General features: G+C 64.9%; 24 protein-coding genes. 5 read left to right on the top strand and 19 right to left on the bottom strand.

The window, feature by feature from the left end:
* The 14 genes from KH616_RS02690 to KH616_RS02625 form a co-directional block, all read right to left on the bottom strand.
* A partial coding sequence (locus KH616_RS02690; RefSeq protein ID WP_292236143.1) for a ParB/RepB/Spo0J family partition protein occupies window positions 1-888 on the bottom strand: 888 nt, incomplete at its 3' end.
* Between the two features lie 34 nt (window positions 889-922).
* Window positions 923-1,699 (bottom strand): AAA family ATPase, encoded by a 777-nt coding sequence (locus KH616_RS02685; RefSeq protein WP_292236142.1) that lies wholly within the window; start codon window positions 1,697-1,699, stop codon window positions 923-925.
* A 51-nt stretch (window positions 1,700-1,750) separates the two neighbouring features.
* Window positions 1,751-2,437, bottom strand: coding sequence for a 16S rRNA (guanine(527)-N(7))-methyltransferase RsmG (rsmG, locus tag KH616_RS02680; RefSeq protein ID WP_292236139.1), 687 nt, complete (start codon window positions 2,435-2,437; stop codon window positions 1,751-1,753).
* Complete coding sequence (gene mnmG, locus KH616_RS02675; protein WP_292236138.1) at window positions 2,434-4,404, bottom strand: tRNA uridine-5-carboxymethylaminomethyl(34) synthesis enzyme MnmG; 1,971 nt, start codon at window positions 4,402-4,404, stop codon at window positions 2,434-2,436. The genes rsmG and mnmG overlap by 4 nt, the downstream gene beginning before the upstream one ends.
* 160 nt (window positions 4,405-4,564) lie before the next feature.
* Window positions 4,565-5,320, bottom strand: coding sequence for an ABC transporter ATP-binding protein (locus tag KH616_RS02670; RefSeq protein WP_292236136.1), 756 nt, complete (start codon window positions 5,318-5,320; stop codon window positions 4,565-4,567).
* The gene (locus KH616_RS02665; protein ID WP_292236134.1) at window positions 5,320-7,104 is read right to left on the bottom strand and encodes a branched-chain amino acid ABC transporter ATP-binding protein/permease; all 1,785 of its coding nucleotides are present in this window, start codon (window positions 7,102-7,104) and stop codon (window positions 5,320-5,322) included. The genes KH616_RS02670 and KH616_RS02665 overlap by 1 nt, the downstream gene beginning before the upstream one ends.
* Window positions 7,105-7,108: 4 nt before the next feature.
* Window positions 7,109-8,164, bottom strand: a complete 1,056-nt coding sequence (locus KH616_RS02660) for a branched-chain amino acid ABC transporter permease (RefSeq protein WP_292236132.1) — start codon at window positions 8,162-8,164, stop codon at window positions 7,109-7,111.
* 272 nt (window positions 8,165-8,436) lie between these two features.
* Window positions 8,437-9,594, bottom strand: coding sequence for an ABC transporter substrate-binding protein (locus tag KH616_RS02655; RefSeq protein ID WP_292236130.1), 1,158 nt, complete (start codon window positions 9,592-9,594; stop codon window positions 8,437-8,439).
* A 965-nt stretch (window positions 9,595-10,559) separates the two neighbouring features.
* On the bottom strand, window positions 10,560-11,534 hold the full coding sequence (locus KH616_RS02650; RefSeq protein ID WP_292236128.1) for a branched-chain amino acid ABC transporter permease: 975 nt from the start codon (window positions 11,532-11,534) through the stop codon (window positions 10,560-10,562).
* Window positions 11,534-12,418: a branched-chain amino acid ABC transporter permease gene (locus tag KH616_RS02645; protein ID WP_292236126.1), complete on the bottom strand. Its 885-nt coding sequence runs from the start codon at window positions 12,416-12,418 to the stop codon at window positions 11,534-11,536. The genes KH616_RS02650 and KH616_RS02645 overlap by 1 nt, the downstream gene beginning before the upstream one ends.
* Before the next feature lie 147 nt (window positions 12,419-12,565).
* On the bottom strand, window positions 12,566-13,765 hold the full coding sequence (locus KH616_RS02640; protein ID WP_292236124.1) for an ABC transporter substrate-binding protein: 1,200 nt from the start codon (window positions 13,763-13,765) through the stop codon (window positions 12,566-12,568).
* Between the two features lie 63 nt (window positions 13,766-13,828).
* Window positions 13,829-14,584 carry an ABC transporter ATP-binding protein gene (locus KH616_RS02635; RefSeq protein WP_292236122.1) on the bottom strand — a complete coding sequence of 252 codons (756 nt, stop codon included), beginning with the start codon at window positions 14,582-14,584 and terminating at the stop codon, window positions 13,829-13,831.
* Entirely contained in the window at window positions 14,581-15,360 is a 780-nt protein-coding gene (locus tag KH616_RS02630) for an ABC transporter ATP-binding protein (RefSeq protein ID WP_292236120.1), read from the bottom strand. The genes KH616_RS02635 and KH616_RS02630 overlap by 4 nt, the downstream gene beginning before the upstream one ends.
* 484 nt (window positions 15,361-15,844) lie before the next feature.
* Window positions 15,845-17,530, bottom strand: coding sequence for a GMC family oxidoreductase N-terminal domain-containing protein (locus KH616_RS02625; RefSeq protein ID WP_292236118.1), 1,686 nt, complete (start codon window positions 17,528-17,530; stop codon window positions 15,845-15,847).
* 227 nt (window positions 17,531-17,757) lie between these two features.
* Here KH616_RS02625 and KH616_RS02620 point away from each other — a divergent pair, with 227 nt between their 5' ends.
* The gene (locus tag KH616_RS02620) at window positions 17,758-18,666 is read left to right on the top strand and encodes a LysR family transcriptional regulator (protein ID WP_292236116.1); all 909 of its coding nucleotides are present in this window, start codon (window positions 17,758-17,760) and stop codon (window positions 18,664-18,666) included.
* Window positions 18,667-18,738: 72 nt separating this feature from the next.
* On the opposite strand, the gene KH616_RS02615 is transcribed toward KH616_RS02620, so the two are convergent.
* Entirely contained in the window at window positions 18,739-19,224 is a 486-nt protein-coding gene (locus tag KH616_RS02615) for an Lrp/AsnC family transcriptional regulator (RefSeq protein WP_006408082.1), read from the bottom strand.
* A gap of 139 nt (window positions 19,225-19,363) precedes the next feature.
* On the opposite strand from KH616_RS02615, the gene phhA reads away from it, so the two are divergent.
* Together phhA and KH616_RS02605 are read left to right on the top strand one after the other, a co-directional pair.
* The gene (gene phhA, locus KH616_RS02610) at window positions 19,364-20,257 is read left to right on the top strand and encodes a phenylalanine 4-monooxygenase (RefSeq protein ID WP_292236044.1); all 894 of its coding nucleotides are present in this window, start codon (window positions 19,364-19,366) and stop codon (window positions 20,255-20,257) included.
* 17 nt (window positions 20,258-20,274) lie between these two features.
* Window positions 20,275-20,646 carry a 4a-hydroxytetrahydrobiopterin dehydratase gene (locus tag KH616_RS02605; RefSeq protein WP_292236043.1) on the top strand — a complete coding sequence of 124 codons (372 nt, stop codon included), beginning with the start codon at window positions 20,275-20,277 and terminating at the stop codon, window positions 20,644-20,646.
* 86 nt (window positions 20,647-20,732) lie between these two features.
* Here KH616_RS02605 and KH616_RS02600 read toward each other — a convergent pair whose 3' ends face one another.
* Window positions 20,733-20,963 carry a DUF3717 domain-containing protein gene (locus KH616_RS02600; protein ID WP_292236041.1) on the bottom strand — a complete coding sequence of 77 codons (231 nt, stop codon included), beginning with the start codon at window positions 20,961-20,963 and terminating at the stop codon, window positions 20,733-20,735.
* Between the two features lie 122 nt (window positions 20,964-21,085).
* On the opposite strand from KH616_RS02600, the gene KH616_RS02595 reads away from it, so the two are divergent.
* Window positions 21,086-21,778 (top strand): response regulator transcription factor, encoded by a 693-nt coding sequence (locus KH616_RS02595; protein ID WP_292236040.1) that lies wholly within the window; start codon window positions 21,086-21,088, stop codon window positions 21,776-21,778.
* A 93-nt stretch (window positions 21,779-21,871) separates the two neighbouring features.
* On the top strand, window positions 21,872-23,353 hold the full coding sequence (locus tag KH616_RS02590) for a sensor histidine kinase (protein WP_292236038.1): 1,482 nt from the start codon (window positions 21,872-21,874) through the stop codon (window positions 23,351-23,353).
* 35 nt (window positions 23,354-23,388) lie between these two features.
* Here KH616_RS02590 and KH616_RS02585 read toward each other — a convergent pair whose 3' ends face one another.
* From KH616_RS02585 to KH616_RS02575, 3 genes are all read right to left on the bottom strand, one after another.
* Window positions 23,389-23,916, bottom strand: coding sequence for an SET domain-containing protein-lysine N-methyltransferase (locus KH616_RS02585; RefSeq protein ID WP_292236036.1), 528 nt, complete (start codon window positions 23,914-23,916; stop codon window positions 23,389-23,391).
* Between the two features lie 142 nt (window positions 23,917-24,058).
* Window positions 24,059-25,171, bottom strand: a complete 1,113-nt coding sequence (locus KH616_RS02580; RefSeq protein ID WP_292236035.1) for an NADH:flavin oxidoreductase/NADH oxidase — start codon at window positions 25,169-25,171, stop codon at window positions 24,059-24,061.
* Window positions 25,172-25,393: 222 nt separating this feature from the next.
* The gene (locus KH616_RS02575) at window positions 25,394-26,104 is read right to left on the bottom strand and encodes a glutamine amidotransferase (RefSeq protein WP_292236033.1); all 711 of its coding nucleotides are present in this window, start codon (window positions 26,102-26,104) and stop codon (window positions 25,394-25,396) included.
* Window position 26,105: the final 1 nt, after the last annotated feature.

Here is a 26,105-nt window from a genome sequence, read left to right as displayed (position 1 = left end):
TTCCGCGGCCACGTTGCCGCGCAGGCGCGCAAGGATGCCCTCGAGCGCATCGAGATCGCCGAAATCGATCGTGACCTGCCCTCGCCCGCGACGGCCCAGCTTGATCTTCACCGTCGATGCGAGCAGATCCGACAGCTGCTCTTCGAGACGGCGCGTGTCGCGTCCGCCGTCGTCCTTCGCGCGCACCTTCACGGCAGGCGCTTCTTTCGTCGCTTGGGCGACGAGCTTCTCGGTTTCGCGAACCGACAAGCGCTTGTTGACCACCTCGTGCGCGAGCGTGATCTGCGTCGCCGCATCGACAGCCAGCAACGCGCGCGCATGGCCCATGTCGAGATCGCCGGCGAGCAGCATCGTCTGTACCGGCGCCGCCAGGTTCAGCAGACGCAACAGGTTCGACACCGCGCTGCGCGAACGGCCGACCGATTCCGCCGCCTGCTCGTGCGTGAAATTGAATTCGTCGAGCAGACGCTGAATCCCGTGCGCTTCTTCAAGCGGGTTCAGGTCTTCGCGCTGGATATTCTCGATCAGCGCCATTGCGGCGGCGACCTGGTCGGACACGTCCTTCACCAGCACCGGCACTTCGCCGAGGCCAGCCAGCCGCGCCGCGCGGAAGCGGCGCTCACCCGCGATGATTTCGTATTTATCGTCCGAAATCGGACGAACCAGGATCGGCTGCATCACGCCCTGCGCGCGAATGCTTGCCGCCAGCTCCTGCAAGTTGCCCTCGTCCATGCGGGTTCGCGGCTGGTATTTGCCCGCCTGCAGCTTCCCAAGCGCGAGCGTGTTCGGCGCGCCGTCGATCTTCACCGCTTCGGTGATATCGGCACTGCCGCCGAGCAGCGCTTCGAGGCCTCGCCCCAACCCTTTCTTCTTTGGCACAGCGTTCATGTCTTTCTTCCTCGCTTCGCTCGTGTCGTCCGGGTTACGCATCCAGTCCGCGCACGCGATCGATCATTTCGGCGCCGAACTGGAGATACGCTTGCGCACCGCGCGACGCGCGGTCGAATACGACACCCGGCAGCCCGTAACTCGGCGCTTCCGCAAGACGCACGTTGCGGGGAATCACCACGTCGAACACCTTGTCGCCGAAGTGCGCTTTCAGCTGATCGGAAACCTGCTGCTGCAGCGTAATGCGCGGATCGAACATCACGCGCAGGAGGCCGATGACCTTCAGGTCGCGGTTCAGGTTCGCGTGCACCTGCTTGATCGTGTTGACGAGGTCAGACAAGCCCTCCAGCGCGAAATACTCGCACTGCATCGGGATCACGACGCCGTTCGCCGCGCACAATCCGTTCAGCGTCAGCAGCGACAGCGTCGGCGGACAATCGATCAGCACGAAATCGTAATCGTCGGCGACGCGTTCGAGCGCCGCTTTCAACTGGCGCTCGCGGTTTTCGATGCCGATCAGTTCGATTTCCGCGCCGGACAGCTCGCGGTTGGCGGGCAGCACGTCGTAGGTGAGCGCATCGGGACGGATGCGAGCATCGGCGACCGGCACGCCGTCGACCAGCACCTCGTAGACGGTCGCTTCACATTCCGCCTTGTCGATCCCGCTACCCATCGTCGCGTTGCCTTGTGGGTCGAGATCGATCAACAGGACACGTTGCCCATGTGCTGCAAGGCTTGCGGCGAGATTGACCGTGGTCGTCGTCTTGCCGACGCCCCCCTTCTGGTTCGCAACGCAGAAGATCTTTGCCATCGTTGGTGTGTCCTTCTTTCCTTCAAACAATTGGCGGCCGCGTGGACGCCATCAAATCGCTTCGTCGACTGTGACCTGGATCAGATGCCGTTCAGCATCGAGCATCGGCACCGCCAGACGAATTGCCTGCTTCATGTGACTGCCTTCGGGCAGCCGCGAAATTTCCTCGTTCGGGCGCACACCCTTCATCGCCCAGATCGCGCCGCCTGGGGCGACCAGATGCCGGGCAAGTGTAACGAAGTCGGCGAGATCCGCGAATGCACGTGAAACGATCACGTCGAATTTTTCCGGCACCTCGACGCCCGGCTGCAGTGTTTCGACGCGGCCCGTGACAACCGACAGATTCGTCAGCTTCAACTCCGCCCGCGCCTGCATCTGGAATGCCGACTTCTTCTGGACGATATCGTTCAGCGTAACCTGCCACTCCGGAAACACGATCGCCAGCACGATGCCCGGCAAACCGCCACCGGAGCCCACGTCCAGCACGCGGATCGGCCCGCGCCCGCGCAGGTGCGGAACGATCGACAAGGAATCGAGAATGTGCTGGATCAGCATCTGCTGCGGATCGCGGATCGCGGTCAGGTTGTAGACCGCATTCCACTTCCCGAGCAATGCGACGTAGTCGAGCAGCTGATTGCGCTGTGTATCCGTCAATGCAACGTCGAGGGCCTTTGCGCCCGCGACGAGCATCGTCTCAAGGGTGTCTCGGCTGATTGCCGGCGCGCGGCGCGCCGTCATTGTTGCGTCGGGACGTTGCCATCCCCCTGCTCTACCGCGCCAGCGGTCTCGCCCTTGCGACGACCGAGGCCCCGACGCTTCAGATGCACCATCAGCAACGAAATGGCAGCCGGCGTGACGCCTGAAATGCGTGACGCCTGACCGATCGTCTCCGGCCGGAACTGGTTCAGCTTCTGGCTCACCTCGAACGAAAGACCGCGCACCTCGCGATAGTCGATGTTTTCCGGCAGGCGCGTATTTTCGTTTGCGTCGTTGCGTTCGATCTCGTTGGCTTGACGTTCGATATAGCCCTGATACTTGATGCCGATTTCGACCTGCTCCTTGATCTGTTCGAGCAGCACCGGATCGTCGGACAACGGTTCCGCAGGACCGCATTCCCCCCCGCGCAGGCCGCATACGCCGTCGTAGCCAACGCCGGGACGACGCAGCAATTCGGCCAGGCTGTACTCGTGGTCGATCGCCTTGCCGAGCAATGCAGTCGCTTCCTCAGCGGGGAGCGTCTTCGGCGTCACCCACGTCGACTTCAGACGTTCGGTTTCACGTGAAACAGCGTCGCGTTTCCGGCAGAACGCGTCCCAGCGCTCGTCGTCCACCACGCCCAATTCGCGCCCGATTTCGGTCAGACGCATATCGGCATTGTCCTCGCGCAGGCTCAGGCGGTACTCGGCACGGCTTGTAAACATCCGGTATGGCTCGGAGACGCCGCGCGTCACCAGATCGTCGACCAGCACGCCCAGATACGCCTGATCGCGGCGTGGGCACCATGCGTCCTTCTCCTGCACGTACCGGCCTGCATTGATACCGGCCAGCAGGCCCTGTGCCGCCGCCTCTTCGTAGCCGGTCGTGCCGTTGATCTGGCCCGCAAAAAACAGACCGTTGATTGCCTTGGTTTCCAGCGAGGATTTCAGCGCGCGCGGATCGAAATAGTCGTACTCGATCGCATAACCCGGGCGCAGGATGTACGCCTGCTCGAGCCCGCGCATCGAATGCACCAGCTCCAGCTGAACGTCGAATGGCAAGCTCGTCGAGATCCCGTTCGGATAAAACTCGTTCGTCGTCAGCCCTTCCGGCTCCAGGAAGATCTGGTGCGACTCCTTCGATGCGAACCGATGAATCTTGTCCTCGATCGACGGGCAATAGCGCGGGCCGACGCCCTCGATCACGCCGGTATACATCGGCGAGCGGTCGAGCCCGCCACGAATGATGTCGTGCGTGCGCTCGTTCGTATGCGTGACCCAGCACGGCAATTGCTGCGGATGCTGATCCGCACGCCCGAGGAACGAGAAAACCGGGATCGGATCGAGATCGCCCGGCTGTGCTTCCATCTTGGAAAAATCAATCGAACGGCCGTCAATCCGCGGCGGCGTACCGGTCTTCAGCCGCCCTTGCGGCAGCTTCAGCTCCTTCAGACGCGCCGACAGTGAAACCGCGGCCGGGTCACCAGCGCGGCCGCCCGTGTAATTGTTCAGCCCGACGTGAATCTTTCCGTCCAGGAACGTACCGGCGGTCAGCACCACAGCCCGGGAACGGAAGCGGATGCCGATCTGCGTCACGGCGCCCACCACCCGATCGCCCTCGACGATCAGGTCGTCAACCGCCTGCTGGAACAACCACAAATTGGGCTGATTCTCGAGGCGATGACGGATCGCGGCCTTGTACAGGATGCGGTCGGCCTGCGCACGCGTCGCACGGACAGCCGGCCCTTTCGACGAATTGAGGATTCGGAACTGGATTCCGCTCTCGTCCGTCGCAGCGGCCATCGCGCCGCCCAGAGCGTCGACTTCCTTGACCAGATGGCCCTTGCCAATGCCGCCAATCGACGGATTGCAGCTCATCTGGCCCAGGGTTTCAATGTTGTGCGTCAGCAGCAGCGTCTTTGCGCCCATGCGAGCGGAAGCCAAAGCGGCTTCCGTGCCGGCATGGCCGCCGCCGACGACGATTACGTCAAATTCAGTGGGATAAAGCATGGCGGACTTCGTGCAGAACCACGCACGAACCTTTAGAGAAATGTATGCGGCGAATTATAACGGGTTCGCATTTGACCCGAATCCCGTCCGATCGTTATAGACAAACAAAAACGGCGTGTTTCACGTGAAACACGCCGTTCGTTGCTTGCCCGAAACCGGATCAAGCCGTCTTTTTCGTCAGGCCGAGGTAGGTTTCAATCACGCGCGGATTCTGTGCCAGCTCGGCCGCCGGCCCTTCAAGCGCAAACTCTCCGGTTTCGAGCACATACCCATAGTCGGAGATTTGCAGCGCCGCCCGGGCGTTCTGCTCGATCAGCAGGGTCGCCACGCCTGTGCTGCGTAGCGCACTGATGATATGAAAAATCTCCTTCACGATCAGCGGCGCCAGGCCCAGGCTGGGTTCGTCGAGCATCAGCAGGTCGGGCTTCCCCATCAGCGCCCGGCCAACTGCGAGCATCTGCCGCTCGCCGCCGGACAGCGTCCCGGCCGCCTGATTGCGCCGCTCTCGCAGACGCGGGAACAGCGCGAACACATGATCGAGCTGGTCGAGGAAGTTCGCCTCGCCGGCCTGCTTGCGCCGGTATGCGCCCAGCACGAGGTTGTCCTCGACCGACATCGTGCCGAACAGCTCGCGCTTTTCAGGCACGAGACACATCCCGCGCGCGACACGCTGTTCGATCGGCAGCGCCCCCACATCCGCACCGCGATACACGACCGCCCCCGATGCATGGCCCGTGACCGGCAGCGCGCCCATGATCGCGTTGAGCAGTGTCGATTTGCCGGCCCCGTTCGGCCCGATCACGCTGACGATCTGTCCCGCCCCGACCTTGATCGCCGCGCCATGCAGCGCCTCCACCTTGCCGTATCTCACCGACAGTCCATGCACGTCGAGAATCGGCATCGTCGTTTCCGTCATCACTCCACCCCACCGAGATACGCTTCCAGCACCGCCGGATCCTGCTGCACTTCCTGCGGCAGTCCTTCGGCGATCCGCGTGCCGAACTCCATCACCACCAGCCGGTCGGTGAGGTTCATCACGAAATCCATATCGTGCTCGACCAGCAGCACGCTCATCCCTTCGCTTTTCAGGCGCCGCAACAACTCCGCCAGCTGTTGCTTTTCCTTGTAGCGCAGGCCGGCGGCCGGTTCATCGAGCAGGAGCAATGTCGGATCGCAGCACAGCGCGCGGGCAATTTCCAGAATCCGCTGCTGACCCAGCGCAAGGCTGCCCGCCTCGTCATGCATATGGCTTTCCAGGCCGACACGCCGGATCTGGCGCGCCGCCTCGGCCAGCAGTTGCGCTTCCTCGTGCGCATTGAGCCGCACAATGCTGCGCCATACGCCGGTTCTGCCACGCAGGTGCGCGCCGATCGCGACGTTCTCCAGCACCGTCATTCCCGGCAACAGCTTCACGTGCTGGAACGTGCGGCCGATGCCGCGCCCGACGATCTCGCGCGACGTCAGGCCGTCGATCCGCTCTCCGCGGAAGGTGATCTCACCGCTCGTCGGCTGCAGCACGCCGGTCACCAGGTTGAACGTCGTCGACTTCCCTGCACCGTTCGGGCCGATCAAGCCGACGATCTGCCCGGCTTTGACCTCGAAGCTGACGTCATTGACGGCCACCAGTCCGCCGAACTGCTTGCGTGCGTTGTCCACCACCAGCAGCGATTCTCCGGTCGCCGGTTTGGCGCGTTGCGGCAACGGATCCGCGTGGTGCGGCACGTGTGCGCGCGGGCCGCGCGGGAACAGCCTGGCGACGAATGGCCATACGCCCTGCCGCGCGTACTGCAGCAGGAGCACCATCAGCACGCCGAACACGATGATCTCGAAGTTGCCGTCCGAGCCGAGCAGCTTCGGCAGCAATGTCTGCAGGTAGTCCTGCAGCACGGTGAGGATCGCCGCGCCAAGCACCGCGCCCCACACGTGCGCGACGCCGCCGACCACCGCCATGAACAGGAACTCGATTCCGTGGTTCAGACCAAACGGCGTCGGATTCACTGCGCGCTGCAAATGCGCGTACAGGAAGCCGGAAATCGCCGCGAGCACGGCCGCGTAGACGAAGATCACGACGCGCATCCAGGCGGTATTCACGCCCATCGCCTCGGCCATCACACCGCCGCCGCGCAGCGCGCGGATCGCGCGGCCCGGCCGGCTGTTCAACAGATTCTGAACCGACACCACCGCCCCGAACACGACCACCCAGATCAGGAAATACAGGCTCCGCCCGCTGTCCAGCACGACGCCGAACAGGTTCAGCGCGGGAATGCCGTTGATCCCGTCGTACTTGCCGAGCCACTCGAGATTGCCGAACAGATAAAACAGCGCGAGCCCCCACGCGATGGTGCCGAGCGGCAGAAAATGCCCGGACAGGCGCATCGTGACCGCACCCAGCACGAGTGCGACGAGCGCCGTCAGCGCGACGCCGACGGGCAGCGCGAGCCACGGCGACACGCCGTAGCGCGTCGTCAGATAAGCGGTCGCGTACGCACCGACGCCGACGAACGCCGCCTGACCGAAGCTCGTCATCCCGCCTATGCCCGTCAGCAGCACGAGTCCGATCGCGACGATCGAGTACAGCCCGATATAGTTCAGCAGCGTGATCCAGTACTCCGGCACGCGCAGCGCGCCGGGCAGCACCGGCAGCGCGAACAGCACCAAGAGAAACAGCCAGAATGCCTTGTTGCGCAGTATTGTCTTCATCGCGTCACTCCTCGTCCTCTTCCGCATGCGGCGTCGCGAAGCTGCGCCACAGGAGCACCGGAATGATCATCGTGAACACGATCACTTCCTTGTACGAACTCGCCCAGAACGACGAATACGATTCGAGCACCCCGACGAGCAGCGACCCGGCCGCCGCGAGCGGATAACTGACGAGGCCGCCGATGATCGCGCCGACGAAACCCTTCAGCCCGATCAGGAAGCCGGAGTCGTAGTAGATCGTCGTCAGCGGCCCGACGAGAATGCCGGACAGGACGCCAAGCCCTGCGGCGAGCGTGAACGCGAGCCGCCCTGCTTCCGTCGTCCCGATACCGACGAGACGCGCACCGAGCCGGTTCACCGACGTCGCGCGCAGCGCCTTGCCGGCGATCGTCCGGCCGAAATACATGTACAGCGCCGCAATCATCACGAGCGCCGTGACGACCACCCAGACGCTCTGCATCGAGATCGTGAGGCTGCCGACCGACAGCGACGCATCGGAGAACGCCGCCGTGCGCGAGCCTTCGGCGCCGAACATCACGAGCCCGAGGCCGACCATCGCGAAATGCACGGCGACGGATACGATCAGGAGCAGCAACGTCGTCGCCTCCGCAATCGGCTGGTAGGCGAGCCGGTAGACGAACGGCCCCATCGGCACCACGATCGCGAGTGTCAATGCGATCTGCGCGAGCATCGGCATCGGCTGCGCGGCAAAGCTGCGCGTGATGGCGAATACCGCGAGCGGCAGCAGCACATAGCGGCTGCCGAGCGTCGTAAGCGTTCGGCCGAGCTGATGGCGCCGCTCGCGATGGCGGATCAGTCCGCCGACTTCGAGCATGAAGCACGCGATGCCCAGCACGAACAGCAGCCAGCAGGTGGCGGGGAATTTCTGCGCCTGCAACGCAGCGAGCGTCAGTGCGCCATAGGCGACGAACTCGCCCTGGGGAATGAAGATCACCCGCGTGACGGAAAACACCAGCACGAGCGCCAGCGACAGCAATGCATAGATTGCGCCCGTCGTGATGCCGTCTTGCGCGAGGATCGCCGCAATAGAGAGATCCATATGTTTCTTGTATCGAGAGACTGCGAGGAAAACTGCGGCCGTGGATCGGTGCGACGATGTGTGGCCCGGACATCACGCGGCGGCGCACGCATGTGCTTTGACGATTGGCACCGTGCGATCGAGCATTCAGCAGCCCGACGACGGCGCGCGCGGCGGCTGCGTCACGACGCGGGCCATCACGCGCGCCGTTGCGCCAGACGCTGCGCGGGCCGTCACGCCCATCGCAGCCTCAAGCCAGCGCACGTGCGGCCGCACCCGCCGCCGTGTGAAACTCAGTCAGCCAGCAGCTTCCACTTGCCGTCGGCGATCTGCACCATCACGCGCGCACGCGAGTCAAAGCCGTTGTGATCGGTCGGCGTCATGTTGATCACGCCCTGCGACACGGACAGATCCTTCACATTCTCGAGCGATGTGCGCAGCGCATCGCGGAATGCTTCGGTGCCCGGCTGGCCCTTCTTCAGCGCCTCGGGAATCGCACGTTGCAGCAGCATCCCCGCGTCCCACGCATGGGCGCCGAACGTCGACAGCGAGCCCGCGCCGTATGCCTTCTCGTAGGCGGCCTTGTAGGCCTGCGACGACTTCTTCACCGGGTTCGAATCAGGCAGCTGGTCGGTGACGAGCACCGGGCCGGCCGGCAGGATCTCGCCGTCGCAATCCTTGCCGCATACGCGCAGGAAATCGTTGTTCGCGACGCCGTGCGTCTGGTACACCTTGCCCTTGTAGCCGCGCTCCTTCAACGTCTTGGCCGGCAATGCCGCCGGCGTGCCGGAACCGGCGATCAGCACCGCGTCGGGATTCGAGCCGAGCAGCTTCAGTACCTGCCCCGTCACCGAAGCGTCGGTGCGGGCGTAGCGCTCGTTCGACACGAGCTTGAGGCCATTCGCCGCCGCGGCTGCGCTGAATGCGTTGTACCAGCTGTCGCCGTATGCGTCGGCGAAGCCGATGAAGCCGACCGTCTTCACGCCATGCCTGGCCATGTAGCCGGCGATCGCATCGGCCATCAGGCGGTCGTTCTGCGGCGCCTTGAACATCCATGCGCGCTTGGCATCCATCGGCGAGATGATCTGCGCGCTTGCGGCGAGCGAGACGGTCGGCGTCTTGCCCTGCGAGACCGGGTCGAGCATCGCCAGCGAATTCGGCGTCACGGATGAACCGATGATTGCATCGACGTGATCCTCGTCGATCAGCTTGCGCACGTTCTGCACTGCGCGGCTCGTGTCGGACGCATCGTCGAGCACGATGTACTGCACGCTCTTGCCCGCGATTTCCTTCGGCAGCAGCGCGATCGTGTTCTTTTCGGGGATACCGAGCGACGCGGCCGGCCCGGTGGCCGACAGCGTCACGCCGATCTTCACCTGCGCCGACGCCGCCGTCGCGGCACACACCAGGCTCGCCGCAAGCACGGCCTCCATCCATCGATTCATTTTCATTACGTGTCTCCAAACGCTGCTCGAAAAATCCGTGAATCGCCCATGCGACTCCCGTACCCCAAAACATCTTAAGAATTTATCTATGCCGCACTGCAGCGCCTACGCTGGTTTTCCCGTGAAACGTCCGGGGCAGCCCACGCGCCGGCAGGTCGATTCGCATGCACCGGCAGAGGCTGACCGGCGGCGATCCGCCCTGTTACCCGGATGAACACCGTCTGTCGTCCGGCCGATTCGACAACAGGTTTCGCGGAGAATCCACCGCCGACGCGACCGTTCAGGCGAACCGTTTCGCCCGCAACGCAGCGGATGCATCGTGAACATGTCGTACGCGTGAATGCGTGGCGCCCGCTTGCGTGATCCAGATGGATAGCCGAAGGATGGAGCCGCCGTTGTCCGGCGCTTTGCCGTGCACTTCTCATCAAACCGTTCTCCGTCGACTGCATTCTGTTTATTCGAGGACTGCCGGCCATATTTCCCGACCGATCGGTCGGTGAAAGCTGAGTGTAACGGACGCGTTCGCCGCTCCACAGCCGGGAAAGCCCGGAGAACGCGGACGCGGAAACGCACCACGCATGACTGCGCGGGAATGCTGGAGGATGCGGGGGAAATGCGCACGAACCGGACGGCGGACGCACGAAAGGAAGGTTCCGGCGATGCACCACCGAGAAGAACCGGATGCACCAATGAAAAAGCGCTGTTGGATTCCATCCAACAGCGCTTTGGGTTCGGGCACTTTGTGCCTCGATTGTCTCCTCGTTCTCCACCTGCAAAATTCGTTTCGCGGTGCATCAGAACTGCTACGAAGATTAAAGAACCTTATGTGTCACGGCAACCTAGCATTTACCCCTATGGTGCATCGCCGCACGAAAATGGGGCATCAGGCATGCCGTATCACGCCGGCCCCCAATCGATCCGGAACATGCCGGCGCACCGACGGCGCGGCGCATCACCCCGCCGGCACGCCGTCAGGACGCCCGCAGCGGTTTGACCCGCGCCACCATCTCGCCGACGATCCCGCGCCGGAATGCAAGCACGCAGGCAATGAAGATCAGCCCGGTCACGATCGTCGCCGATTCGCCGAGCGAGCGGAACCAGCCCACGCCGGTCAGCGATGCGATCCATTCGCCGATGTCGCCGAGCCGGTCCTCGAGCGCGACGATCAGCGCCGCGCCGAGCAGCGGCCCGAACAGCGTCCCCATCCCGCCCACCAGCGTCATCAGCACGACGAGGCCGGACATCGTCCAGTACGCGTCGCTCAGCGTCTCGAAGCCGAGCACCAGCACCTTCAGCGACCCGGCCAGCCCGGCGAGGCCCGCCGACAGGATGAACGCGAGCAGCTTGAAGCGATCGGTGTCGTAACCGAGCGAGATCGCGCGCGCCTCGTTCTCCTTGATCGCGACGAGCACCTGTCCGAACGGCGAATGGACGATCCGCACGATAAACGCGCAAGCGGCGACGATGACCGCGAGCACGACGTAATAGAGCGTGAGATCCGACGACAGGTCGATCACGCCGAACAGCTTGCCGCGCGGCACGCCCTGCAGGCCGTCCTCGCCGTGCGTGAACGGCGCCTGCAGGTAGATGAAGTAGACCATCTGCGCAAACGCGAGCGTGATCATCGCGAAGTAGATCCCCTGCCGGCGGATCGCGAACAGGCCGACGATCAGGCCGAGCAGCGTCGCGGCCGCCGTGCCCGCGAGCACGCCGAGTTCGGGCGTAAAGCCGAGCGTCTGCAGCGAGTAGCCCGTCAGGTAGCCGGCCGTCGCGAGAAACATCGCGTGGCCGAACGACAGCAGCCCCGTATAGCCGATCAACAGGTTGAATGCCGCGGCAAAGAGCGCGAAACACAGCACCTTCATCACGAACACCGGATACGCGCCGACGAACGGCGCGACGAGCAGTGCGGCGAGCAGCACGCCATAAAGCACTTTTCTCTGCATCATTTTTCCTTGCCGAAGAGACCTGCCGGGCGGATCAGCAGCACGATCGCCATGATCACGAATACGACCGTCGCCGACGCCTCCGGATAGAACACGCGCGTCAAGCCCTCGACCACGCCGAGCAGCAGGCCGGTGATGATCGAGCCGAGGATCGAGCCCATGCCGCCGATCACGACCACCGCGAACACGGTGATGATCATCGACTGACCCATCAGCGGCGACACCTGGATCACCGGTGCGGCCAGCACGCCCGCGAATGCGGCGAGCGCGACGCCGAAGCCGTAGGTGAGCGTGATCATCATCGGCACGTTCACCCCGAATGCCTCGACGAGCTTGGGGTTCTCGGTGCCGGCGCGCAGATAGGCGCCGAGGCGGGTCTTTTCGATCACGAACCAGGTCGCGAGACACACGGCGAGCGACGCCACGACGACCCACGCGCGATAGTTCGGCAGGAACATGAAGCCGAGATTGGTTGCGCCCGCGAGTTGCGACGGCACGTCGTACGGCTGGCCGGATGCGCCATAGATCGAGCGGAACACGCCTTCGACGACGAGCGTGAGCCCGAACGTCAGCAGCAGCCCGTACAGGTGGTCGAGCTTGTACAGCCAGCGCAGCATCGTGCGCTCGACGAGCACGCCGAACAGGCCGACGACCACGGGTGCGAGCACGAGCATCGCCCAGTAGGGCAACCCGAAATACGACAGCCCCATCCACGCGAGCATCGCGCCCAGCATGAACAGCGCGCCGTGCGCAAAGTTGATCACGTTGAGCAGCCCGAAGATCACCGCGAGCCCGAGGCTCAGGATCGCGTAGAACGAGCCGTTGACGAGCCCGAGCAACAGCTGGCTCAGCATCGCCGGCAACGGAATGCCAAAGATTTCCATCGATTCTGCCGTCAGAGTGAGGTTCGTTGCGTGCGCAACAAATGTGCGGCACGGACGAGTGCGGCAGATAGGCCCTGCGGCGATGCCGCCCCGCTCCGTCCGCCGGCACGGCGCGCATCGTCGTGCGCGCCGTCCGTCATGCCCTGCTTACTTCCACAACGCGCAGCGCGTCTCCTTCTTGGTCGTGAACGCCTGCTCGCCCGGAATCGTCGCGAGCACCTTGTAGTAATCCCACGGCTCCTTCGATTCGGACGGCTTCTTCACCTCCATCAGATACATGTCGTGGATCATGCTGCCGTCGGCGCGGATATAGCCCTTCGCGTAGAAGTCGTTGATCTTCATCTTCTTCAGTTCGGCCATCACCTTGTCGGAATCCGTCGTGCCTGCGGCCTGCACCGCCTTCAGGTACGTCATCACCGACGAATAGTCGGCCGCCTGCAGGCTCGACGGCATCTTCTTCATCTTGCCGAAGTAGCGCTGCGCCCACTGACGCGACGCCGCATCACGGTTCCAGTACCAGCTGTCGGTCAGCACGAGACCCTGCGTCGTCTCGAGGCCGAGGCTGTGCACGTCGTTGATGAACATCAGCAGCGCGGCGATCTTCATCGACTTGGTGATGCCGAATTCCTTCGCGGCCTTGATCGAGTTGATCGTGTCGCCGCCCGCGTTCGCGAGGCCGAGGATCTGCGCCTTCGACGATTGCGCCTGCAGCAGGAACGACGAGAAGTCCGACGCGGACAGCGGATGGCGCACGTAGCCGAGCACCTGACCGCCGTTCGCCTTCACGACATCCGACGTGTTCTTCTCGAGCGCCTTGCCGAACGCGTAGTCGGCAGTCAGGAAGAACCACGTCTTGCCGCCCTGCTTCACCACCGCCGAGCCCGTGCCCTTCGCGAGCGCCATCGTGTCGTACGCGTAGTGGACGGTATAGGGCGTGCACTGCTCGTTCGTCAGCGTGTCCGCACCCGCGCCGTTATTGATGTAGACCTTCTTCTTCTCTGCCGCGACCTGGTTCATCGACAGCGCGGTCGCCGAGTTCGTGCCGCCGACGAGCAGGTCGAGCCCGCCGCGGTCCATCCACTCGCGCGCCTTCGACGCGGCGATGTCCGCCTTGTTCTGGTGATCCGCGTACATCACTTCGATCGGCTTGCCGAGCACCTTGCCGCCGAAGTCCGCCACCGCCATGCGGATCGCCTCGAGACCGCCCTGGCCGTCGATGTCCGCATAAAGCCCCGACATGTCGGTGACAAAACCGATCTTCACGGCATCCGCGGCCTGCGCGGCGCCGGCGGAAAACGCGGCGGTCGCGAGCGCGAGACAGGCGTGTGCGAGGGTCTTCATTTTCATTGACGTCTCCTGTTTCACTGCGTTGTGGTTATGCGGCCGCACGGCAGGCGGCCCGGGATGGCGTCAGACGCCGAGCAGGTCGTGCAGCACCGGCATCTTGCTGTCGAGTTCGCGCGCGCCGAAATGCTCGACGAGCCGGCCATGCTCCATCACGTAGAAGCGGTCGGCCAGCGGCGCGGCAAAGCGGAAATTCTGTTCGACCATCACGATCGTGTAGCCACGCGCCTTGAGCGTGACGATCATCTTCGCGAGGGTCTGGACGATGACGGGTGCGAGGCCCTCGGATATCTCGTCGAGCAGCAGCAGGTTCGCGCCGGTGCGGAGGATCCGCGCGACGGCCAGCATCTGCTGCTCGCCGCCGGACAGCCGCGTGCCCTGGCTTTGCCGGCGCGACGCCAGGTTCGGGAACATCGTGTAGATGTCGTCGAGCGACATCGCGTTCGCGCTCGCGCCGATCACGGGCGGCAGCATCAGGTTTTCCTCGCACGACAGGCTCGAGAAGATGCCCCGCTCCTCCGGGCAATAACCGACGCCGAAATGCGCGATGCGATGCGTCGGCAGGCCGATCGTTTCGTTCCCCGCGACCTTGATCGAGCCGCTGCGCCGGCCCGTCAGGCCCATGATCGCGCGCAGCGTCGTCGTGCGGCCCGCGCCGTTGCGGCCGAGCAGCGTGACGACTTCGCCGCGGTGCACGGTCAGGTCGACACCGTGCAGGATGTGCGATTCGCCATACCAGGCTTCGAGTCCCGAAATCGCCAGCGCGGGCGTGCCGCTTTCGATACCGCTCAATTCGCGTTCCTCCCGTTCGCTGTGCTTCATGCGTGCGCTCCCGCGAGCGCCGCGTCGGCGCTGCCCATATAGGCCTCGACGACGAGCGGATTCTTCGACACCTCCGCATACGAACCTTCGGCCAGCACCTCGCCGCGCTGCAGGACGGTAATCGTGTCGGAGATGCCCGCGATCACGTTCATGTTGTGCTCGACCATCAGGATCGTGCGGCCGCTCGCCACCTTCTTGATCAGCGCGGTCACGCGATCGACGTCTTCGTGGCCCATGCCCTGCGTCGGCTCGTCGAGCAGCATCAGTTCCGGCTCCATCGCGAGCGTCGTGGCGATCTCGAGCGCGCGCTTGCGTCCGTAGGCCAGCTCGACGGTCGGCACATGCGCGAAATCGGTGAGGCCGACCTGCGTCAGCAGATCCATCGCGCGATCGTCGAGCACCTTCAGCGTGCGCTCGCTGCGCCAGAACTGGAATTCGGTGCCGAGCGCGCGCTGCAGGCCGATGCGCACGTTCTGCAATGCCGTCAGGTGCGGGAAGACCGCCGAGATCTGGAACGACCGGATGATGCCGCGGCGCGCAACCTGCGCGGGGCGCTCGTCGGTGATGTCGATGCCGTTGAAGACGATCTGGCCGGCGGTCGGCGTCAGGAATTTGGTCAGGAGGTTGAAGCAGGTCGTCTTGCCCGCTCCGTTCGGCCCGATCAACGCATGGATCGAACCGCGCCGCACGCGCAGATTGACGCCGTTCACCGCGGTGAATCCCTTGAATTCCTTCGTCAATCCGCGTGTTTCGAGAATCGTGTCGCCGAGAATCATGTTCCCTTCCGTTACGAAGTCAGGCGAAGCACCGGGAGGATTCGCGCATGCGGCCACGAAATGTTCAGCGGATGAGTGGGCTGCCCCCCAAGGCTTGGTGTCGCGCGCATCGAGGGTGGTCTCCCGCGCCGACGCGTATTCACACTGCGGGACATTGTCTCGCCATTGGTGCAGTGCAATCATCGGGATTTGCACTTATAGGGCTGGCCGCTATATCGGCAATCGAATCATCCCTTTAGCGCAGGCATTTTCAGGCGGAATGCGCGCCGGTTCGCAGTGTGCGCGGGCGCATCCGCAACGCGGCGTGATATATGGCGCGATGAATGACGCATTCCATTTGCGCGTCATCACGCGACGCAAAAAGGGCGTGCTATTGCAGTGCGATGCAAACCGCCGAATATCGGTTGAATCGAAATAATCGGCGATCGGTTCGCTTGATTGATCAATCAAGCAAACGATGCAAATGGATGTCGACATACGCGTGTCATGCGGCCGGCACGGTCGTGTCGCTTTGCGCGTGCGTCGCATCGCGCGTCGCACGCCGGTCCGCACGAATCATGTCGCTTGCGCGCTCCGCAATCATGATCGTCGGCGAATTGGTGTTGCCCGATGTAATGAACGGCATCACCGATGCATCGACCACCCGCAGCCCCGCGATGCCACGCACCCGCAGCCGGCTGTCGACGACGGCAGCGGGATCGTCCGCGCGTCCCATCCGGCAGGTGCCGACCGGATGAAAGATCGTCGTGCCGATCGCGCCGGCCGCTTCGATCAGTTCCGCTTCGCTCCGGTAACGTGTGCCCGGCAGGATTTCCTCCGGGCGGTAGCGCGCGAGTGCCGGCGCGGACGCGATCCGGCGCGTGAGTCGCAACGCGTTCGCAGCGACGTGGCGATCATGATCGGTCGACAGATAGTTCGGCGCGATCGAGGGCGCCGCGCCCGCGTCGGCGCTCGCGATATGGATGCTGCCGCGCGATGTCGGGCGCAGATGGCAGACCGATGCGGTGAATGCATTGAAGTTGTGCAGCGGTTCGCCGAAGCGGTCGAGCGACAGCGGCTGCACGTGGTATTCGAGATCGGGACGCGTCAGTGCCGGATCGTCCGGATCGGATTTCGCGAACGCGCCGAGCTGCGACGGCGCCATCGACATCGGTCCGCGTTGCAGCAATGCATATTCGGCGCCGATCGCGAGCTTGCCCCACCAGTGCGCAGCCAGCGTATTGAGCGTGCGCACCCCCTGCACGCGAAACGTCATGCGCAACTGCAGGTGATCCTGCAGGTTTTCGCCGACGCCGCGCAGGTCGTGCACGACATCGATGCCGAGCGCCTGCAGCCGGCGCCCGTCGCCGATGCCGGACAATTCGAGCAATTGCGGCGAATTGACCGCGCCCGACGTCAGCAGCACCTCGGCACGCGCCCGCGCGACGAACGCGGTGCCGTTGCCGCGATACGCGACACCCGCCGCGCGCTTGCCGTCGAAGATCACGTGCTCCGCCTGGGCGCCGGTGATCACCGTGAGGTTCGGCCGCGCGAACGCCGGGCGCAGGAACGCCTTCGACGTATTCCAGCGCACGCCGCGCTTCTGGTTGACCTCGAAATAGCCGACGCCGGCATTGTCGCCCCGGTTGAAATCGTCGGTCGCCGGGATTCCGGTTTCCTGCGCCGCCTGCGCGAACGATTCGAGAATCTCCCAGCGCAGCCGCTGCTTTTCCACGCGCCAGTAGCCGCCCGCGCCATGCGCGTCGCTTGCGCCCGCGTGATGATCCTCGCTGCGCTTGAAGATCGGCAGCACGCTGTCCCATGACCAGCCCGGGTCGCCCGTCTCGCGCGCCCAGCCGTCATAGTCCTCGCGCTGGCCGCGCATGTAGATCATCCCGTTGATCGACGACGAGCCGCCGAGCACGCGGCCGCGCGGATACGCAAGCGCGCGGCCGTTCAGCCCCGCCTCCGGCTGCGTCTTGTAGCGCCAGTCGGTGCGCGGATTGCCGATGCAATACAGATAGCCGACCGGGATATGGATCCAGTGATAGTCGTCCTTGCCGCCCGCTTCGAGCAGCAGCACGCTGACGTCCTGATCTTCGGTCAGACGGTTCGCGAGCACGCAGCCCGCCGTGCCCGCGCCGACGATCACGTAATCGAATTCGCCTTCGAGCGTCCGTTCGCTGTTCACGGCGTGTCCCCTTGGTTGTTGTCCGTTGTGCATCGTGCGACGCGCATCCGGCATGGTGCGTCAGAATAATTTCACGAACTCACCGTTCGCCTTCGCCGCCGACCGCGTGCCGCCGACGATAGCGGTCGCTGCGGCGATCCCGCGCCGATGAAGCGTACCTCCACTGCCCGGCAGCAATCCAATGAGATATGCTGAAGCGCGTTATAAGCCGCGCTCATATCACGACGATGGATCTCACCCTGCTCCGCGCATTCGTCGCGGTGGCCCGCGAAGGCAACCTGACACGCGCCGCCGAGCAGCTGCACCTGACGCAGCCTGCCGTCAGCCTGCAGATCAAGCATCTTCAGGCCACGCTCGGCGTCGTGCTGTTTACGCGCCTGTCGCACGGGCTTGCATTGACGCGCGACGGACAGACACTGCTGCCGCATGCGCAACGCGCGCTCGCATCGGCTGCCGACGTGCTGCGCGCCGCTGCCGCTCTGCGGCACGAGGTGCGCGGACGGCTGCGGATCGGCACGATCCTCGATCCGGGTTTCCTGCGCCTCGGCGGCTTCCTGCGCACGCTCGTCGAGACGCATCCGCAGATCGAGCCCGCACTGCGGCACGGCATGTCGGGCTGGGTGCTCGAGCAGGTGCGCGCGCAGGCGCTCGACGTCGGCTACTACATCGGCCAGCCGGGCGACGACGATCCGCGCGACGGTGCGTTGTTCCATACCGTCACGCTCACCCATTTCCAATATCGGGTGCTGGCGCCGGCGGGCTGGAACGAGCGCGTGCAGCGGGCGCACGACTGGCGCGCGCTCGCCGCGCTGCCCTGGATCTGGACGCCGCCGGAATCCGCGCATCACCGGCTGCTGTCGCGCCGCTTCGCCGATGCGCACGCGCAGCCGGTCAAGGTCGCCGAGGTCGATCAGGAGCAGTCGATGCTCGACCTCGTCAAATCGGGGATCGGACTCACGCTCGCGCGCGACGCGGTCGCGCTGGCCGAAGCACACGCGCATGCGCTGACGACCGTCGAACGCGTGACGGTACCGACCACGCTGACATTCGTGACGCTCGCGGCGCGCCGCGACGAGCCGGCGATCGCGGCAGCGTTGCGGCTGATCGATGCGCAATGGCCCGGATCCGTCACCTGATCCGGCATGCGCGTCGCGGCGGTTCGTCCCGGCTGGCCGCTTGCCTCACCTTTCGATGCGCCGCACTTCTTTTCAAGCCGCGCCCGGCGCAAGGTGCGCGAGCGGCAGCGCACCGTTGCGCTTGAAGGTCGTCAGCACGATGTTCGACCGCACGCTGTCGACACCCGGCACACGCATCAGCTTCTTCATCACGAACTGCGACAGCGCGTTCAGATCCGGCGCGACGATGCGCAGCAGATAATCGGCATCGCCGACGACCGCATGGCATTCGAGCACCTCAGGCAGCACGTCGATCTGCTGCTGGAACTGCTCGATGATCGAATCGCCATGATGCTTGAGCTTCAGGCTCGTGAACGCGGTGACGCCGAGCCCGAGCTTCTCCGGCCGCAGCATCACCCGGTAGCCCTCGATCACGCCCGCGGCCTCGAGGCGCTGCAGGCGCCGGCCGATCTGCGATGGCGACAGCGGCACCTCTTCGCCCAGTTGCTGATGGGTCGCGCGGCCGAAGCGCTGCAGCACGTCCAGAAGCGCCAGATCGAAGTGATCGAGTTCCAACATGAAGATTCTCCGCGTGAATTGATATATCGGTGCGCGATTATCGCATCACAACGTGAATCATCGACAATTTTGCGCCCAATCCGCGTATCGGCCGCTCTACACTTGCATGTATTGCAACCCCTCTTGCGTCGAGCCGAACATGTCCACCGTCGTCACCGCGAAACTGAAGGAACAGTTCGACGCGGGCCTCGAAACCCGCGCCGATTTCACCATCGACCAGCCGCTCGAACAGTACGGCCAGGTCGATCACGCGGTGTGGAACCAGCTCTACGCGCGCCAGTCGGCCCTGTTGCAGGGCCGCGCGTGCGACGCCTTCGTCGCCGGCCTCGCGAAGATCGAGCTCAGCGCGGATCGCGTCCCGTCGTTCGCCGACGTCAACCGCCAGCTGAAACCGGCGACCGGCTGGGAAATCGTCGCTGTGCCGGGCCTTGTGCCGGACCGCGTGTTCTTCGAGCATCTGGCGAACCGACGCTTCCCGGTCACATGGTGGATGCGCCGTCCCGACCAGCTCGACTACCTGCAGGAACCGGACTGCTTCCACGACCTGTTCGGTCACGTGCCGCTCCTGATCAACCCCGTCTTCGCCGATTACATGCACGCGTACGGCCGTGCCGCGCTCGCAGTCGCCGACGATCCGCAGGCGCTCGCCCGTCTCGCCCGGCTTTACTGGTACACGGTGGAATTCGGGCTGATCCGCGACGAACGCGGCACGAACGGCCTGTCGATCTACGGTGCGGGCATCGTGTCGAGCAAGGGCGAAAGCCTGTACAGCCTCGAAAGCGCAGCGCCGAACCGGCTCGGCTTCGATCTCGAACGCGTGATGCGCACGAAGTACCGGATCGACACGTTCCAGAAGACCTACTTCGTGATCGACGACTTCGCGCAGCTGTTCGCCCTCGCGCACGTCGACACGCGCGCCCTCGCCGACCGTCTCGCCGGCCTCCCCGAGCATCCGGCCGGCGCGGTGCTCGGCACCGACCGCGTCCTGCATCGCGGCAGCGGGGAAGGCTGGCCCGACGACGCCGACGTCTGACACACAACTATGAAAGAATGATCGGTGCCGGCGCCGCGCGGTTCGTATTGCGCGGCCCGCGTTTCCAAACGAGGTCCACGATGATTCACAAACTCACATCAGAAGAACGTAAAACTCAGCTCGAACGCCTGCCGCAATGGTCTGCCGTGCCGGGCCGCGACGCGATCCAGCGCAGCCTGCGCTTCGCCGATTTCAACGAGGCATTCGGTTTCATGACGCGCGTCGCAATCAAGGCGCAGGAAATGAATCACCATCCGGAATGGTTCAACGTCTACAACCGCGTCGACGTCACGCTCTCGACGCACGATGCGGACGGCCTGACCGAGCGCGACATCAAGCTCGCTCAATTCATCGACCAGGCCGGCGCGCACGCAAAGCCCGCCGCCTGACCGTCACCGCCGCGCGCGTTCCCGCGTGCGGCGCGTCAACTTTTCATTTCGCTGAACGTTTCCTAGGATGAACTCAGCGAAAGCCTTCAGCTTTCCAAGCCATCCTTAAGGCGCATGTAAGTGTCATACGCTTTCCGCGCCCTGGGGTCCAAACCTTCCAGTTGCAGGACGCTTCCGCGCTGTACAATCAGCAGCGCATACGGCTTGGATAGCGCGCTAGCCTCTTCGCAGAGTTTGAGTTCGTCGCCGCTGGACGGCGAGCGGGCGCGCCAGAAATTGATCGCGGCTTCAAGGTCGTGGATCGAAATATCGGACATGATTGGATGGATTCGTTCGCTGGCCGCCTTGCTTGACGTCATGCTTTGCGGCACCCCTGTGGAAATGGTGTCGTGCTGTCCGCGTGCCTGAACCGCCAACCCATTGTACTTGAGCGAATCTCATGCGACTCCTTCTGATCGAAGACGACCGCCCCATCGCACGCGGCATCCAGAGCAGCCTCGAACAGGCTGGCTTTACCGTCGATATGGTCCACGACGGCATTTTTGCCGAACAGGCGCTCGCGCAGAACCGCCACGAGCTCGTCATCCTTGATCTCGGCTTGCCGGGCATCGACGGCATGACGCTCCTGACCCGCTTCCGCCAGACCAACCGCCACACGCCCGTCATCGTACTGACCGCGCGCGACGAACTGAACGACCGGATTCAGGGCCTGAACTCCGGCGCCGACGACTACATTCTGAAGCCGTTCGAGCCGGCCGAGCTGGAAGCGCGGATCCGCGCGGTCATGCGCCGCAGCGGCCCGCACAGCGACATGCCGCGTCCGGAAGTGTCCCTCGGCGGCGTGCGCCTGTCCGGCGTCGACCGCCGCATCTTCAACGACGACAAGCCGCTCGAACTGTCGCCGCGCGAATTCGCGGTGCTCGAAATGCTGCTGATGCGTCACGGCCGCGTCGTCAGCAAGGCGCAGCTGCAGGATCACCTGACGCACTTCGGCGGCGATCTCGGCGATACCGCGATCGAAGTCTATGTGCATCGCGTGCGCAAGAAGCTCGAGCAGTGCCGTGTCGAGATCGTCACCGTGCGCGGCTTCGGCTACCTGCTGCAGGAAATCCGCCAGACGGCGAACGCGTGACCGGCGCGCGGGCCTGCCCGCTTCGCCCGCCAGGCCTGCCCCGCCCGACCGCGCCGCTCCCCGTGAGCGGCGCTTATTCATTGCTTGCGTGACATGTCCTCTGATCCGGCTGTGACCAGCCTGCGCCGCTCGCTGTTGCGGCGCCTTGCCGCGCCGCTGTCGATGCTCGCGCTGATGAGCGGGCTGATTGCGTACTGGCTCGCGTGGCAATACACGCAGCATGTGATCGACCGCTCGCTCGCCGATCTCGCAACGGCGATCTCGAAACAGATCCAGATCGCCGGCCCCGACGCGCCGTTCACCGTGCCGCCGCTCGCGCAGGCCATGTTCTCCGATCCCACCGAAGCGCTGATCTACCGGATCAGCGACGGCGAGCAGGAAATCGCCGGCGATCCCAAGTTGCCGCTGCGCGGCACCAACGTGCGGCGCATGCACCACGCCTACGTGTTCGAAGCCGAATACGACAACCGCGCGGTGCGGGTCGCGCAGGTGCGCGTCGAGGAAATCGACGGCGCCAAGCCGATGGTCGTCGAGGTTGCGCAGCCGGTGCGGCACCGCTATCGGATCGCCGCCGAATTCCTCGTTGCGATCATGATGCCGCTGCTGCTGCTGCTGCTCGCCGGCTGGGGCATCGTCTGGCGGGTCGTGAACCAGCAGCTCGGCCCGCTCACGCATCTCGCCGATTCGCTGAACCGGCAAACTCACACGTCGCTCGAGCCGGTCGACGAAACCGACGTCCCGCTCGAAATCCGTCCGCTCACGAGCGCGATGAACGCACTGCTCGGGCGCCTCAAGACCGCGCTCGACTCCCAGCGCAAGTTCATCGCCGATGCGGCCCATCAGCTGCGGACACCGCTCACCGCGGTGAAGCTGCACGCGGAACAGGCCGCCGTCGCACGCGATGCGCAACAGACGCTCACCGCGGTGCATGAGTTGCGCGACGCCGCCGATCGCGCGGTGCGGCTGTCGAACCAGCTGCTGTCGCTCGCCCGCGCGGAGCCGGGCGAGCAGGCTGCGCGCTTCGTCGACGTCGATCTGGCCGCGCTCGCGTTCGAGACCGGCGCCGAATGGGTGCCGCGCGCGCTCGCCGCGCACGTCGACCTGGGCTTCCAGCGCTGCGATGCTTCGGACGACGAGTCCCCGCTGCTCGTGCGCGGCAATCCTGTCCTGCTGCGCGAGGTCATCGCGAACCTGCTCGACAACGCGCTGAAGTACGTGCCGCTCGGGCGGCCGCACGGCGCGCGGATCACGGTGAACGTCGCGCGCGTGGCCCGCGAATCGGGCGCGCCGGGCGCCCAGATCGTCGTCGAGGACAATGGCCCGGGCGTGCCGGCAAGCCAGCAGGCAGATCTGTTCAAGCGGTTCTTCCGCGGCGATGCGCAAAGCGGCAACGGCGTCGAGACGGGCGCGGGCCTCGGCCTCGCGATCGTGCACGACATCATCGCGATGCACGGTGGCAGCGTGTCGTATGCGGACGCGCCGGACGGCGGCTCGCGCTTCATCGTGTGGGTGCCGCTCGCCGCTGACGCAGCGAAGCCGGCAAGCGCCGCGCCGGCAACGGCGTCGACGCACTGAGGAAGTCATGCAGCGGGCGGCGGATGCCGCCGCGCTCATTTCTTCTTTTTCTTCTTGTCTTTGGAGGCGTCCTTCGACGCGTCCTTCTTCTTTTTCTTCTTTTTCGAATCGCCGTCGGACGACGTCGCGAGCAGCGTGCCGCGACAGGTCTGCGCACCGCAATGGCACGCATATTCGCGCTTGAGCTTCTTCGTCAGCTTCGCGTCGATCACGAGGCCGTAGTCGTAGAACAGTTCCTCGCCCGCCTCGATGTCGCGCAGCGCATGGATGAACACGCGCCCCTCGACCTCCTCGGCTTCGCAGTTCGGCGCGCATGAATGATTGATCCAGCGCGCGCTGTTGCCGTCGACCTTGCCGTCGATCACCCCGCCTTCTTCAAGCGCGAAATAGAACGTGTGATTCGGGTCGTTCGGATCGTGCGGATGGCGGCGCAGCGCTTCCTTCCACGAAATTCGCTCGCCCTTGTATTCCACGACGCGCTCGCCGGCCTTGAGCGGCGCCGCGGCAAACACACCCCGGCCATGTACTCCCGAGCGGCGTACCGCGATCCTGCGTGAACTCATCGAACGAATCCTTGTGAATACGACCTGAAACGGCAATCCAAATGAAAACGCGGCGCCGATCGGCGCCGCGCCCGGACATGCAGCGAACCATCCGCATCCTACACGGTCGCGATTGTTTCGTTCAACATCGCGCGCCGTGTGTTCAGCGCTGGCCGAAGGCGGTGTCGCCGAACAGCGACTTGTGTTCGCGCGGCTGCGAGCGCCAGTACTGCGGCGGCGCCGTCACCTGCGCGCCAAGCTGCGCTGCCGCATGCCACGGCCAGCGCGGGTCGTACAGGATCGCGCGCGCCATCGCGACGAAATCGGCATCGCCCGCTTCGATCAGCCGGTTCGCATACTCGGGATCGTCGATGAGGCCGACCGCCATCGTCGGCATCCCGACCGCACGCTTCACTGCCCGCGCGAACGGCACCTGATAACCGGGCGACAGCGGAATCTTCTGCAGCGGCGACACGCCGCCCGACGATACGTCGATCCAGTCGCAGCCGCGCCGCTTCAGTTCGTGCGCAAACGCAATCGTATCGTCGAGTTCCCAGCCGCCTTCGACCCAGTCGGTCGCCGATACGCGCACACCGACCGGCCGATCGTCTGGAAACGCGGCCCGCACGATCTCGAAGATCTCGAGCGGAAAGCGCATCCGGTTCTCGCGCGAGCCGCCATATTCGTCGGTGCGCCGGTTCGCGATCGGCGACAGAAACTGGTGCAGCAGGTAGCCGTGCGCCGCATGCACTTCGATTGCGTCGATGCCGAGCCGCGCCGCGCGCTTCGCGGCGGCGCCGAACGCCTCGCGAATCCGGTTGAGCCCCGCGGTATCGAGCGCGAGCGGCGGCGTTTCGCCGTCCTTGTGCGGCACCGCCGACGGCGCGTGCGGAAGCCAGCCGCCATCCGCCACCGCCATCAGCTGGCCGCCGTCCCACGGCGCGCGGCTCGACGCCTTGCGTCCGGCATGCGACAGCTGCATCGCGATGCGGATCGGTGAGTACTTGCGAATTGAATCGAGCACCGGTCGCAGCGCGGCTTCGGTCGCGTCGTCCCAAAGACCCAGATCGCCGGGCGAAATGCGGCCATCCGGCTCCACCGCCGTCGCCTCGATGCACAACAATCCCGCACCGGACAGCGCGAGATGGCCGAGATGAATCATGTGCCAGTCGGTTGCCTCGCCGCGCTCGGCGGAATACTGGCACATCGGGGAGACGACGATCCGGTTCGGAAGGGTCACGCCGCGCAGCGTGAATGGGGAAAACAGCGTTGTCATGGAGGCTCGCCGCAAAAGAGGGAGGAGCGGACGAGCGTAGCATGCGCCTGAAGAGCGTGCTGGGAGCGGAATGGATGCAAAGGTGCGGGTCGGGTGCGGGTCGGGTGCGGGTCGGGTGCGGGTCGGGTGCGGCCGGCGAGGTGCGGCCGGCGAGGTGCGGCCGGCGGCCCGGATCCCGGATCGCAACAAACCGGGCAAGCCGCTCCCGACAATGCGTCGGCGTCAGAGCCCGACGCCGTCGAGCCATTCGGCGAACATCCGGCGTGCCGCCGTTTCGAGCGCCGGACCGTGACGCGCGGTGTCGTCGCGCAGCTGGCGGGCGTCGATGCCCGGCGTCTCGGCGATCTCGCCTGCGTTGCCGATCAGCCAGGGTTCGAAACGGTCGGCACGGATTTCCGGATGGCATTGCAGCGCCAGCACGTGCTGCCCCCACGCAAACGCCTGATTGCGGCAGGCGGGCGTCGACGCGAGATGGATCGCGCCGCCCGGCAGGTCGAACGTATCGCCGTGCCAATGCAGCATCGACGTGGCCGCGCCGTCGAGATGGCGCAGTGCGGACGCGCGGCCCGCATCGGTCAGCGTCAGCGGCGTCCAGCCCAGTTCCTTGTGCGCGCCGGGATAGACCCGCGCGCCGAGCGCACGGGCGATGAACTGCGCGCCCAGGCAAATGCCGAGGATCGGCAGGCCGGCATCGATGCGCTGCCTGACGAGCGCCGCGAGCGGCGCGGTCGTCGGATACTGCGCGTCGTCATAGACGCTGATCGGGCCGCCGAGCACGACGAGCAGTGCGGGCACCGACGCATCGAGCGCCTCGATCCGGGATGCGCCGACATCGACGTAACGCACCCGCCTGCCCCGTTCGCCGAGCACTTGCTCGAAACTCCCGAGGTCTTCGAAATGGACGTGGCGGATCGCCACGACTTCAGCGTTCATC

It is taken from the genome of Burkholderia sp. (genome assembly GCF_018375725.1).
Lineage (GTDB): Bacteria > Pseudomonadota > Gammaproteobacteria > Burkholderiales > Burkholderiaceae > Burkholderia.
This window is presented reverse-complemented; position numbering and strand designations above follow the sequence as displayed.